The 13,203-nt window shown below is 51.2% G+C and carries 10 protein-coding genes and 1 tRNA gene; 8 read left to right on the top strand and 3 right to left on the bottom strand.

What is annotated here, in order from left to right:
* Nucleotides 1-244 precede the first annotated feature (244 nt).
* Together P6574_RS10525 and trpB are read left to right on the top strand one after the other, a co-directional pair.
* Nucleotides 245-1,828 carry an ABC transporter substrate-binding protein gene (locus tag P6574_RS10525; protein WP_310620235.1) on the top strand — a complete coding sequence of 528 codons (1,584 nt, stop codon included), beginning with the start codon at nucleotides 245-247 and terminating at the stop codon, nucleotides 1,826-1,828.
* Between the two features lie 155 nt (nucleotides 1,829-1,983).
* Nucleotides 1,984-3,198 carry a tryptophan synthase subunit beta gene (gene trpB, locus P6574_RS10520; protein WP_310620234.1) on the top strand — a complete coding sequence of 405 codons (1,215 nt, stop codon included), beginning with the start codon at nucleotides 1,984-1,986 and terminating at the stop codon, nucleotides 3,196-3,198.
* A 90-nt stretch (nucleotides 3,199-3,288) separates the two neighbouring features.
* Here trpB and P6574_RS10515 read toward each other — a convergent pair.
* The 3 genes from P6574_RS10515 to P6574_RS10505 all read right to left on the bottom strand — a co-directional run bounded on the left by P6574_RS10515 (nucleotide 3,289) and on the right by P6574_RS10505 (nucleotide 5,712).
* Nucleotides 3,289-3,364, bottom strand: a tRNA-Val gene (locus tag P6574_RS10515).
* A 152-nt stretch (nucleotides 3,365-3,516) separates the two neighbouring features.
* Nucleotides 3,517-4,758, bottom strand: a complete 1,242-nt coding sequence (locus tag P6574_RS10510; RefSeq protein WP_310620233.1) for an MFS transporter — start codon at nucleotides 4,756-4,758, stop codon at nucleotides 3,517-3,519.
* A 279-nt stretch (nucleotides 4,759-5,037) separates the two neighbouring features.
* A complete protein-coding gene (locus P6574_RS10505; RefSeq protein ID WP_310620232.1) occupies nucleotides 5,038-5,712 on the bottom strand; it encodes an HAD family hydrolase in 675 nt (224 codons plus the stop codon).
* Between the two features lie 300 nt (nucleotides 5,713-6,012).
* Between P6574_RS10505 and rpiA the strand changes: the two genes are divergently transcribed.
* The 6 genes from rpiA (at nucleotide 6,013) to P6574_RS10475 (ending at nucleotide 13,190) form a co-directional block, all read left to right on the top strand.
* On the top strand, nucleotides 6,013-6,708 hold the full coding sequence (gene rpiA, locus P6574_RS10500; protein ID WP_310620231.1) for a ribose-5-phosphate isomerase RpiA: 696 nt from the start codon (nucleotides 6,013-6,015) through the stop codon (nucleotides 6,706-6,708).
* Nucleotides 6,709-6,762: 54 nt separating this feature from the next.
* Nucleotides 6,763-7,275: a DUF2059 domain-containing protein gene (locus P6574_RS10495; RefSeq protein WP_310622145.1), complete on the top strand. Its 513-nt coding sequence runs from the start codon at nucleotides 6,763-6,765 to the stop codon at nucleotides 7,273-7,275.
* A 154-nt stretch (nucleotides 7,276-7,429) separates the two neighbouring features.
* The gene (gene gor, locus P6574_RS10490; protein ID WP_310620230.1) at nucleotides 7,430-8,806 is read left to right on the top strand and encodes a glutathione-disulfide reductase; all 1,377 of its coding nucleotides are present in this window, start codon (nucleotides 7,430-7,432) and stop codon (nucleotides 8,804-8,806) included.
* A gap of 103 nt (nucleotides 8,807-8,909) precedes the next feature.
* The gene (locus tag P6574_RS10485; protein WP_310620229.1) at nucleotides 8,910-9,524 is read left to right on the top strand and encodes a gamma-glutamylcyclotransferase family protein; all 615 of its coding nucleotides are present in this window, start codon (nucleotides 8,910-8,912) and stop codon (nucleotides 9,522-9,524) included.
* A gap of 357 nt (nucleotides 9,525-9,881) precedes the next feature.
* Nucleotides 9,882-11,255, top strand: coding sequence for a class II 3-deoxy-7-phosphoheptulonate synthase (locus P6574_RS10480; RefSeq protein WP_310620228.1), 1,374 nt, complete (start codon nucleotides 9,882-9,884; stop codon nucleotides 11,253-11,255).
* Nucleotides 11,256-11,522: 267 nt separating this feature from the next.
* A complete protein-coding gene (locus P6574_RS10475) occupies nucleotides 11,523-13,190 on the top strand; it encodes an NAD+ synthase (RefSeq protein WP_310620227.1) in 1,668 nt (555 codons plus the stop codon).
* Nucleotides 13,191-13,203 lie beyond the last annotated feature (13 nt).

The following is a 13,203-nucleotide window of genomic DNA, read 5'->3' as shown; positions in this document are numbered from 1 at the left end:
TTACTCAGGTGGTTTTAATAGGAAAACCTCTCGTGATGTTTTTTTATAAGTGTTGGTCGGGGGTAACAGGAGGTGCGACAAGCGCAACTCTTGGTTATAGTAGTCCAGTACTCTACTAAGATATCGTGGGTAAACCACTTGAAGGGGGACAGGTGCTGAGGAGAGGTATGATTCGTCATACAGGGATGCAGCTGGCTTTCTTCGGGTGTAATTATAAACCAACCTTGTTGGGGGCTAAGTTATTATGAAGAAGTCTTTGCTGCTCGGCGGTGTTTTTGCCGCTACCGTTGCATTTGCTGCGCCAGCCATGGCCAAAACACTTGTATACTGTTCTGAGGGTTCACCTGAGGGCTTCACACCAGCTCTTTACACAGCTGGTACAACATTTGACGCGTCTTCCCGTCAGATCTTCAACAAACTGATCGAATTCGAGCGCGGCGGAACAAACATTGTTCCAGCTCTTGCCGAAAGCTGGGAAGTTTCCGAAGACGGTAAAGAATACACTTTCTACCTGCGTAAGGGTGTTAAGTTCCACACAACAAAGGGTTTCACACCTACGCGTGACATGAACGCAGACGATGTGATCTTCTCTTTCGAGCGTCAGCGCAATAAAGAGCATCCTTACCACATGGTTTCCGGCGGTACCTACGAGTACTTCGGTTACATGGATCTGGCGAACATTCTGGAAAAAATCGAGCGCGTTGACGATTACACAGTCAAGTTCGTTCTGACCCGTCCAGAAGCTCCAATGCTTGCAAACCTTGCAATGGACTTTGCTTCCATCCACTCTGCAGAATATGCAGAAAAAATGATGGACAACAAAGACGCGTTTGACCAGAACCCTGTTGGTACAGGTCCTTTCCAGCTGGTTGGTTATCAAAAAGATGCCATCATCCGCTATTCAGCGAACCCTGACTACTGGGCAGGTAAGGCGCCGATCGATAACCTCGTGTTTGCGATTACACCTGACGCATCTGTTCGCTACCAGAAGATGAAGGCCGGTGAGTGTCATGTAATGCCATTCCCGAACCCAGCTGATCTGGAAGCAATGAAGGCTGATGAAAACATCAACCTGATGCAGCAGGAAGGTCTGAACGTTGGCTACATGGCCTACAACACCAAGATGGCTCCGTTTGACAATCCGAAGGTTCGCCGCGCGCTGAACTCTGGGATCAACAAACAGGCTATCCTTGATGCTGTGTTCCAAGGTGCCGGTAAAGTTGCTAAAAACCCGCTTCCACCAACAATCTGGTCCTACAACGATCAAGTTGAAGACGATGTGTTCGACCCGGAAGCTGCAAAAGCTGCTCTTGCGGCAGAAGGCGTTACAGATCTGAAAATGAAGATCTGGGCGATGCCTGTTCAGCGTCCATACAACCCGAATGCTCGTCGTATGGCTGAAGTTATCCAGTCCGACTTCGACAAAATCGGTGTTGACGTTGAAATCGTCACATACGAGTGGGGTGAGTACCTGAAGCGCTCTAAAGAGGAAGACCGTGACGGTGCTGTTCTTCTGGGCTGGACAGGTGACAATGGTGACCCGGACAACTTCCTTGCAGCTCTGCTCAGCTGTGAAGGCGTTGGTGGTTCCAACCGCGCTCAGTGGTGTAACGAAGAGTTCCAGGACCTGATCACAAAGGCCAAGCTGACTGCAGATGTTGCAGAGCGTACAGCTCTTTATGAGCAGGCACAGGTTGTGTTCAAGCGTGAAGCACCATGGGCGACAATTGCTCACTCTGTTGTTTCCGAGCCTGTCAGCGTTAAGGTTGAAAACTACAAGGTTGACCCATTCGGTGGTCACATCTTCTACGGTGTAGACCTGAAGTAAGGTTTACCGCTTTATCTTTGAAGATGAGGGCCCCGCGATCTTGGTTGCGGGGTCCTTTTTTGTTTTTAATGGCCTAAACGGATTGCCATGGAAAATGTGACCGGATTGGGTTGTGTAAATTAAAGCTAATAAATTCAGTGAGTAGTGGGGGATAGATGAAGAATTACTTGAAACAGTTTCCAAATCGGGAAGGGTATTTCGGGGAATACGGCGGCGCGTTCCTGCCACCCCAGTTGGAGCCGCACTTCAAGGCTATTGGCGAAGCCTACGACCAAATTTCAGGGGATGCCTCCTATATCAACGAGCTGCGTTACATTCGCAAGCACTATCAGGGCAGGCCAACACCCGTTTCCCACGCGCGCAATCTTTCCGCCAAAATTGGCGGTGCGAATATCTACCTCAAGCGTGAGGATTTGAATCACTCGGGGGCCCATAAACTGAACCACTGCATGGCTGAGGCTCTCCTTGCCAAGCATATGGGCAAAAAGAAACTAATTGCCGAAACAGGTGCTGGTCAACACGGTGTTGCCCTAGCAACGGCAGCGGCTTATTTTGGGCTGGAATGCGAAATTCATATGGGCGAGGTGGATATCGCTAAAGAGCACCCCAATGTGGTCCGCATGAAGATATTGGGTGCGACGGTTGTTCCCGTGACCTTTGGTGCCAGAACCCTCAAGGAGGCGGTTGATTCTGCGTTTGAATCCTATCTCTCTCAAGGCGAAGAAGCCATCTATGCCATTGGTTCCGTTGTGGGGCCACACCCGTTTCCTAAAATGGTCCGCGACTTCCAGCGTATTATTGGCGAGGAAGCCCGCGAGCAGTTTGTGGAGATGACGGGCGAGCTGCCAGATCATGCGGTTGCCTGTGTGGGTGGTGGTTCCAATGCTATGGGACTTTTCTCGGGCTTCATTGAAGATGAAGGCGTCGCGCTTCACGGTGTTGAGCCTATGGGAAGGGGCGAGGAGCTCGGTCAGCATGCTGCAACCATGACCTTCGGTAAACCCGGCGAGATACACGGCTTCCGTTGCATTGTTCTGGAAGATGAAGAGGGAAACCCGGCACCCGTTCACTCCATTGCCTCCGGTTTGGATTATCCCGGTGTAGGTCCGGAGCATTCCTACCTGCATGATATCGGCCGTGTGTCCTATGGTTCAGCTACCGATGAGGAGACTTTGAAGGCGTTCTGGGCCCTTTCGCGGTATGAGGGGATTATTCCGGCGCTAGAAAGCTCTCATGCGGTGGCCTTTGCCATGAAACTGGCCAAAGACCGTCCGGGTCAGACAATTCTGGTGAATCTGTCCGGCCGCGGTGATAAGGATATCGACTATGTTGCCGACAACTTCGGACATGGGGATGATCTGGAGCTTTAGGGAAATTCGGTGCATGCGAGGATTTGGCGGGATCTGTAGATACAGGTCTTGCCAAGTGCGCCGATTGAAGTATTTGCTTTATAGAGAGAATGGTGGGCGATGAGAGACTCGAACTCCCGACATCTTCGGTGTAAACGAAGCGCTCTACCAACTGAGCTAATCGCCCTTCTATGAAGGTCCGCCGTTTGGCGTGAGCAGGTATCTATGGAAAATGTGGGCTACTGACAAGAGGGGAAAATTAGTTTTCCCAAGAATTGGATAGCTTTTTGAAAATTATCCAATTCTTGGGCTTGTTTCTCGTGTCAGGTGAACAGGTTACTATTTGGATATGCCAAGGCCCGCACTGGGATACATCATATAGGGCAGGGCAATAACTGTGGCAGCCGGTGGCTGCTGGTGAAGGCGCCACAGGGTAAAGAGTGTGAGAACAAGACACAAGCCGCCTATCACATAGGAACTGGAGTGTTTTTCCATCAGTATCGAAGTGAAACTGATAAGTAGGGGGCCCGCCACGCTGCCAACAGCCCACATGAGAAGAAGGGATGTGCTGATGGAGACACCACTGCAAACCTTACGTTCAAATGCATGCCCAACACATAAAGAATAGAGTGGGAAACACAGGCCGCCAACAACAATAAGAAGTGTTCCAATGGCAAACAGGAAGCCGGTAAACTGTAAAGGCTGCGATTCAAAACTCTGGAAGGGATCCAGAAGAATTGTTGTGATTGAAATGAGCGCAATACTCCCCGCGCATGCAGCAATGAGCCAGCGTCGGTCCCACTTGTCAGACAAGGAGCCGATAGGCCATTGGAACAACAGGCGTCCTGTATAAAGGCAGGCGATCAATCCTGCTGTAAGAGAGGGGCTGGCCCCTGCTTGAGAAAATGTGAAGGGAATAATGGTCAGTAAGCTGGAAGTCACAGCGCCGGATACAAACGCCCCAAGGACTGCAATGGGAGAGGCGCGCCAAACTTTCAATGGAGACATCTTACTATCTGTGTCAATGCGCGGCGGCATGGAATGGGTCATGCACAAGATAACCACGGCAAAAAGCAGAATTGCAATGAGTACCTCAAAGGCTCTGTCCGGTGTCTGGCTCATATTTGCCACCATGAGCTGGGAGGCAATTGCCATGACCCCGACAGCGATGGAGTTCACCGAGAGTATACGCCCGCGCATGTGGTCCGGAGCGCTGATGGAAAGCCACGCATCGGCTGTGGTGAAAAGCATGGCAAGGGCCATACCCATTATGAACCGCAGGATGGCCCACAACCACGGGCTCGAAACGCCGGTAAGCACCATGATGATTAGGGCACTTGTTCCGGCGGCGGCTGCAAAGGCGCGGATATATCCAACACGGCCAATCAGGGGCAGGCTTCTCAGGCAACCAAACATAAACCCAAGGGCGTAAGTTGCGGCCACAAGACCCGTGTGCATGGCCGTTCCCCCGTTCTCCGCAAGAAGAAGCGGGGTATATGTCAGCATGGCAGAACTCGTAATCTGCGCGCAGGCATTGGACACCATGATCGCCAAAAGGGGTATAAAATGAAGCTTAAACATGCTCTGCTGTTCTGTGCAGAGATAAGTTTCTGAAATAGTGGTCTATTACAAAAACTTACCCTGCAAACTGTCCGTGTTGAGGATAATTTACTAGCAGTGCATCCTGTTTAGGAATGAGGAAGTTTCTAAGAGATAACCAAGGCGATTTGGTGAAACCGGTGATATTCCCTCGGTAATTCCAAGGCATTTTTATGGTAAAGCATTGATGAGTTAGTTTGTATTAATTATATGATTTATATCAATGCTTTATACTATTTATCTGATGTGGGTTCTAAGGTTTTAGGCTTCGCTTCTTGTGCGCTCAATAGCGCTTTCAAGCTCATTGAAGTGGGAAATGATGACGTCTGGTCGCAGTTCTTTGACAGGGACTGTGGAATAACCAAAATTCACAGCGATTACAGGAAGAGCGGCGTTGCGGGCTGCGTCCACATCCGGCTTGGAATCGCCCACGAATACGGATCCGCTTCGTATTCCCCCCGCTTTGTCGATAGCCCCGTAAACAGGCATGGCGTCCGGCTTGTTTCTGGAAAAGGTGTCGCCGCCAACAACTGCGTCAAACAGATCCCGAATGTCCAGAGCCTTGAGCAGGGAGAGGGCCAGATTCTCAAGCTTGTTGGTGCACACTGCGGTCTTCCAGCCTTGTTCACGCAAGGACTTTACGGTCTCGATAACACCTTCATAGGGGTGGGAATGCTCGGCAATGTGGTTTTCATAGTAGGCGATGAACTTCTTCATGAGCGGTTCAATGAGTTCGGGTGTGGGCGTCACTTTATTGGCTTTTAACCCTTTGGAAAGCAAGACCTTTACGCCTGCTCCAACCATATGGCGGACGCTCTCGGGCTCAATGGCCTCATAGCCAGCTTCAACCAGAACATGATTGAGTGCTACCGTGAGATCTCCCATAGAGTCCACAAGAGTACCGTCAAGGTCAAAAACCAGAACTGGAGTTGTCATAGTAAGATGCCCGATGTGTTTTAATTAAGTTTAAATTGTGGTCGTAACTTATCGGAAACATTCGTCCTGTCAAATTGCGCTGATTTGCCCCGCCAATATTAATCTGGATGCTTGGAGCTTGGTGCGTGCCATGTTATTGGCTAGGGCCTGAATAGATTTTTGGGTGTTGGCCATGTGGTCAGCCCTGCTTCAGCGGGTGAAAACGGTTGCGCTGGTTCGCGCAATTGTTCTGAATATGCTTGGAATTTGAGCAGGTTGGGCGCAAGGTCTCCCACGCCGGGCCAGAGACTGGAATAAAACATGAATGCGAATTTGAAGGCGGAAGCAGCTGCTGCTGCACTGAGCGAAGTCAAAAGCGGAATGCGGATTGGCATCGGGTCTGGATCAACTGTGAATGAAATGATCCGTATTCTGGCTGATCTGGTTGGAAATGGTCTGGACATTATTGGCGTGCCTTGCTCAACAACCAGCGAACAGCTCTGCCGCGAGCTGGGCGTTCCGCTAACAACTCTTGAAGAAACTCCCGAGCTTGATGTGGTGATCGACGGAGCAGACGAGTTTGATCCGCGCCTACAATTAATCAAGGGCGGCGGGGCAGCTTTGCTGCGCGAAAAAACCGTTGCTTTTGCCTCCGCGAGAATGCTGGTGATAGCGGACGAATCTAAACAAGTGGAAACGCTGGGTAAATTTCCTCTCCCTATTGAGGTGAACCAGTTTGGTCTGGCTGCAACGCGGCGGGCGATTTTAAAACATTTCAACAAGTCAAATGTGTCTGGAGAGCTAATTTTACGTGAAAGTGAGCAAAAACCTTTGCTAACTGACAACGGAAATTTTATTCTGGATGCACATCTTGAAACCATCCCTGACCCTGAAGCCCTTGCAAAAGGTCTCAATGATATACCGGGGGTGATGGAACACGGGCTATTTATAAACATGGCGCAGCGCGCTTATGTGGCGGGCAAAAACGGAATTCGGGTTGTTGAGCCTGCCGCGTAAGGGATACGGCATTTTATAACCTAACTATAAGCGTATGAGGGGAGAGCTGTGAATATGCTCGCAAGAATGAAAACTCTATTGGGAACCAGTGTTGCCGCCGCAATGCTTGCAGGTGCTGTTATGGTGAGCCCTGTTACGGCGCAAGAAACCATTGCCCCAAGTCATCTGCAGGCAGCGAAAACAGCTATCAAGGCGACTAAGTCCACAGATGGCTTTGATAATATCCTGCCAGATATTGCAGAGCGCACCCGGACCCTGTTCATTCGCAATAATCCATCTTTGGGCGTGGAAATTGACACTGTGGTCACGGATGTAGCGATGCAGCTGGTTAGTCGTCGTGCCGAGCTGGACAAGGTGATTGCGGAAGTTTGGGCGCGCCGTTTTTCTGAAGAGGAACTGAGCCAAATCACCGCATTCTATCGCACAGAGGCGGGAAGCAAGCTGGCAGACCTGACCAAAGAACTTTCTGCTCTGTCCATCGGTGCTGCAAAGCAGTGGAGTGATGCGATCAGCACGGAAATGGTGACGCTGGCCCGTAAGGAAATTAGCGTAAAAGCAAATCAGTAAGAGGTGGGATACTCTGGTTCTTCAAGGGGATGTTTTGAATGCCCCTTGAAAAACAAAGATATCCATACCACTTCGCTCTTACACCGTTCAAAAGGCCGACCGAGCTTATGGGGTCGGCCTTTCTTCGTTTGGCGCTTTATTGGTAGACAAGCTAATGGAAAACTTTGATTACGACCTCTTTGTTATTGGTGCTGGCTCTGGCGGCGTACGTGCGGCCAGAATAGCGGCAACTCATGGTGCCCGTGTGGGCATTGCGGAAGAATACCGCTACGGGGGAACCTGCGTCATTCGTGGATGTGTTCCCAAAAAACTCTTCGTTTATGCCTCCAAGTTTTCTGAGGAATTTGAGGATGCAGCCGGTTTTGGCTGGTCCCTCAACGGTGAGCCGAGCTTTGATTTTCAAAAACTCGTTTCTGCCAAGGAAAAGGAAATCACGCGCCTTGAAGGCATCTACCGCCGCAATCTTGACCTGAAAGACGTTGAATTGCACGATTCCCGTGCAGTTGTGGAAGGCCCGAACACTGTACGCCTGCTGTCTACAGATAAGGTTATCACTGCCAAGCGCATTTTGATTGCAACTGGCGCTGCACCTTTCGTGGATTCGCGCATTGACGGGGCCGAGCTTGGTATTACGTCCAATGAAGCTTTTGACTTGAAAGAGTTCCCGAAGCGGATAATCGTAGTTGGTGGCGGATACATTGCCGTTGAGTTTGCCGGAATTTTCAATGGTTTGGGTGCCGAGACCACGCTGCTTTATCGCGGTGAGGAAATTCTTCGCGGCTTTGATGCAGACGTGCGCAGTGCTTTACACGGGGAAATGAGTGAAAAAGGCATCACAGTTTCAACAAACAGCAACGTTGAAAGCATTCGTAAGACCGATGAAGGCTTGGAAGTTATCACAACAGCTGGTGCAACGCTCACAGTAGATCAGGTGCTGTTTGCCACGGGACGTCACCCCAACACAGCCGGTCTTGGGCTTGAAGCTGCTGGCGTTGAGCTGGATGCAGCCGGTGCAATCAAGGTTACAGCGGATTCGCAGACCAGCGTTGAAAGCATCTACGCAGTAGGCGATGTCACAAACCGTGCCAATCTGACGCCGGTTGCCATTCGTGAAGGCCATGCTTTTGCCGATAGTGTTTATGGTGGTAAGGTCTGGAGCGTGGACCACTCGCTCATTCCAACCGCCGTTTTCTCTCAGCCGGAAATCGGCACTGCGGGAATGACACAGGAACAGGCTCTGGATGCCCACAAGAATGTAGATATCTATAAGACGTCCTTCCGTCCAATGAAGAACACCCTTTCAGGAAGCTCCGAGAAGGTCTTCATGAAATTGATTGTGGACGCGGATACGGATAAGCTGCTCGGGGCTCATATCATGGGTCATGATGCGGGCGAGCTGATTCAAATCATTGGTATCACCTTGTCCATGGGTGCAACCAAAGCTGATTATGATCGCACAATAGCCGTTCATCCTACAGCTGCGGAAGAATTGGTGACAATGCGTGAGCCGAGCGAGAGAATTCGTCAATAGTCCTGTTGCATCACACCTACTATAAAACACGGAAAGCGGCTCTTTAGGGCCGCTTTTCCTGTGAATATTGAAATAATGTCACCTAAATGACTGCAGAACAAAAATGACAGCAGAACAAATTTGCTATTTCGGATACGGCTCGCTGGTTAACGAGCGCACTCTTCCAAAAGAAACCACGGTCATTGCGGGCACCCTGCGCGGCTGGGTGCGCGAATGGCGCGGTTGCTCGCGCTGGAGAGACGGGAGCGTGGATGAAACTTCAGGTCTTTGTGTGCTCACAGTACGCCGCGAGCCAGCCAGTCTTATTAAAGGTGCAATGGTTTTGGATGTGGCCGCCAACTTGCCCAAGCTGGATGAGCGCGAGTGGCATTATTCCAGAATAGCTTTAAACCACGGGGATTTCAGAGCTGATAGTGCGGAAAATATTCCTCAAGGTAGTTTTCTCTATGAGGTGACAGACCCCTACTATGAATGGGGAAATGACGAGTTTCCAGTTTTGCTCAGCTATGTAGACTGCGTGCTTGCCGGCTTTTATCGTCTTTGGGGTGAAAGTGGCCTCGAACACTTTATGGAAACTACGCTGGGCTGGGATCATGTACCGGTTCTCAATGACAGGGCCGCGCCGCTTTATCCGCGTGCGCAGGTGCTTTCACCTGAGTTGCAGCAAAGAATCGACTGGCACCTGGAAAAGAATAGCGTAAGGGTAATCCACCGCTGAGGCCTTTCTCCCTTGGGCAGATGTAATCAAATGATGAGAAAAGCGCAACAATCAACACTGCATGGGAACCTGCTGTTTTCACTGGTGGGATGTGTTAAATTGGCCGTGAAATTGAGAAAAATATGCCAAGTACTCCCGTAGATGGCATCAAATTCTTCTGTTTCCGCTAGGGTGTCTGCGTTTAAGTGGCATTTACGTGCCAGCTTCAGCTTTTGGGGCTCTAGCCATATATGCGTAAGATGTGTATAAGCACCGCTTGCCTTTCAGTTAAAATTGACTGAATTGTGTGCTAAAACGAGACAGTTGAAGATCCAGAAAAGCTGGGCCAACACGTGAGTTTAAATTGGAGTTTTTGAAATGGCGGAAAAGTGGACACCGGATTCCTGGAGATCAAAGCCGATCTTGCAGGTGCCGGACTATCCAGATAAGGGAGCACTGGTAGACGTAGAGCGTCGTCTTGCTTCTTATCCGCCGCTCGTGTTTGCAGGTGAGGCGCGCTCGTTGAAAGCGCAACTTGCTGATGTTGCCGAGGGGCGTGGATTCCTCTTGCAAGGTGGTGATTGCGCGGAGAGCTTTGCCGAGCATCACGCCGATCATATTCGCGACTTTTTTAGAGTCTTCCTGCAAATGTCTGTGGTCTTGACCTATGCCTCCAAGCTTCCCGTGGTGAAGGTGGGGCGTATTGCCGGGCAGTTTGCAAAACCCCGGTCCTCAGACTTTGAGACGATTAACGATGTAAAACTGCCAAGTTACCGCGGTGACATCATCAACGGCATCGACTTCAACGAAAAAAGCCGTATTCCGGACCCGCATCGTCAGGTCATGGCTTACCGCCAGTCTGCGGCCACTTTGAACCTGCTGCGCGCCTTTGCACAAGGTGGCTTTGCCAACCTTGAGCATGTGCACGAGTGGATGCTCGGCTTCGTGAAGGACAGCCCGCAAGGTCATCGCTACCAGGAAATTGCCAACCGTATTTCTGAGGCTCTTGCCTTTATGCGCGCTTGTGGCGTGGATGCCAGCAGTAGCCAGTCTTTGCGTTCCACTGACTTCTTCACCAGTCATGAAGCACTGCTTCTGGGCTATGAGGAAGCGCTCACACGCATCGATTCCACCAGCGGCGAGCACTATGCAACATCCGGCCATATGATCTGGATCGGCGACCGTACCCGTCAGCCGGACCATGCCCATGTTGAGTTCTTCCGCGGTGTGAAAAATCCAATTGGCCTCAAGTGTGGTCCATCCATGACACCCGATGGCTTGATGGAGCTGATCGACATCCTGAATCCGGATAATGAGGCAGGTCGCTTGACCCTGATTGCCCGTTTTGGTTCGGAAAAAGTGTTCGATCACCTGCCGGAGCTGGTGCGCCGCGTGAAGCAGGAAGGCCGCAAGGTTGTGTGGTCCTGTGATCCAATGCATGGCAACACCATTACGGCCAACGGCTATAAGACACGCCCGTTCGAGCGCGTGTTGAAGGAAGTTGAGAGCTTCTTTGCTGTTCACCGTGCTGAAGGCACCCATGCAGGTGGTGTGCATGTGGAAATGACGGGCCGCAATGTGACAGAATGTACCGGCGGTGCCCGTGAGGTTTCCCCTGAGAATCTGGGCGACCGTTACCACACCCACTGTGACCCACGCCTTAACGCCGATCAGGCCATCGAACTTGCCTTCATGATTGCGGAAAATATCCGCAACAATGAAGCAGAGGAACGGGCCGTCGTGAACGGTTAAAAAGACCAAGCAAGCACTTGTTTTGTTCAGCGCTTGGACTACGAAGAATATATGGGCTGCCTGATCTGGGCGGCCCATTTTCATTTGTGCGATGAATACCAGTCAGTCTACGGGGAACCAATAGGTTCCAAATAATGCAGATCGCTATAAAAAGGCAGGTTACCCCTAGAAAAGGCGAGGGCTGTTTTTGAATAGAGATTGTAAAGGGACGAGGTTTGCGGCTAGATAAGGGCATAGTGGCCACCAGTTCAAGTTAAGCGCGTATTCATGAGCATAGATAGTTTCCGTCTCGCCGTCGTTCAGGCAAATCCTCGCCTTGGAGATATTCAAGGAAATCTGGCGCTTGCCAGCCAGTACCATGCTAAGGCTGCCGAGCAAGGTGCCCAGCTGGTGCTGTACTCCGAGCTTTTTATCTGCGGTTATCCCCCTGAAGATCTGGTTCTAAAGCCTTCGTTTGTGGAAGCTTGCCAAAGTGCGGTGGAAGAGCTTGCCAAGCTCACAGCACAGGGAGCGCCGGCAATTCTCGTTGGAACCCCGTGGAAACAGGGCGACAAGCTGCACAACGCTGTGGCGCTTCTGGATGAGGGCAAGGTTCAGGATCTGCGGTTTAAAGTGGATCTACCAAACTACTCCGTTTTTGACGAGAAACGTGTCTTCCAACCCGGCCCGCTACCGGGGCCGATGAACTTTCGCGGCGTACGCATTGGTGTTCCCATCTGTGAGGACATCTGGACCGATGAGGTCTGCGAGTGCCTTGAGGAAACAGGCACGCAGATGTTTTTGGTGCCCAACGCTTCCCCCTATAATCGGGAAAAATTTGACGAGCGCATGCAGGTCGCCGTTCAGCGCGTGGTTGAAACGGGTTTGCCATTGGTCTACGGCAACCAGTTGGGCGGACAGGACGAGCTGGTGTTTGATGGCGGTTCTTTTGCTCTCAATGCAGATCGCTCACTGGCCTTGCAAATGGGGCAGATGGAAGAGGGCTTGGCCGTTCTCGACTTCTCACGCGGGGCCGATGAAGAGTGGCTGATTGCAAAAAGTGAAGTGAAGCCCTTGCTTTCCACCGATGAAGCAGATTGGAAAGCCTGCGTGCTGGGTCTGCGTGATTATGTGAACAAGAACGGCTTTCCCGGTGTGGTTCTGGGCCTTTCCGGCGGCATCGACAGCGCTATTTGCGCGGCAATGGCCGTGGATGCACTGGGTGCAGATAGGGTTCATTGCATCATGCTGCCCTATAAATACACGTCGGAAGAAAGCCTCGTAGATGCAAAGGCTTGCGCAGAAGCTCTGGGCGTGCGTTATGATATTGTCCCCATCGAACCGCCTGTGAGCGGTTTCCTTGAGGTGCTTGGCCCTGTGTTTGCGGGGACCGAAAGCGGCGTTACAGAAGAAAACCTGCAATCGCGCACGCGCGGAACCATTCTTATGGCGGTTTCCAACAAGTTCGGCGCAATGGTGGTCACCACCGGTAACAAGTCTGAAATGTCGGTGGGTTACGCCACTTTGTATGGTGACATGAACGGCGGCTTCAACCCCATTAAAGACCTTTATAAAACACAGGTTTACCACCTGTCCGCATGGCGTAACGAAAACCACCCGTCAGGCGTCATGGGCCCATCTGGCGAAGTGATCCCCAACAACATTATTGTAAAAGAGCCCACAGCGGAACTGCGCGAAAACCAGAGGGATCAGGATAGTCTTCCCGAGTACCACGTGCTGGATTCAATCCTCAACGGCTTGGTTGAAGAAGAACTCTCCATCAAAGACATCGCCAACCGAGGTCACCCGCTGGATACGATCAAACGGGTAGAGCACCTCCTCTACATAGCCGAATACAAACGCCGCCAAGCCGCCCCTGGCGTAAAAATCACCCAAAAGAACTTCGGCCGCGACCGCCGGTATCCGATCACGAACAGGTTTCGGGATACAAAGTGATAATGAGAGTGAA

Origin of the sequence: Pseudovibrio sp. M1P-2-3 (assembly GCF_031501865.1) — a bacterium.
GTDB classification, from domain to species: Bacteria; Pseudomonadota; Alphaproteobacteria; order Rhizobiales; family Stappiaceae; genus Pseudovibrio; species Pseudovibrio corallicola.
Note: the sequence above shows the minus strand (reverse complement) of the source record. Positions and strands in the feature narration are given on the sequence as shown.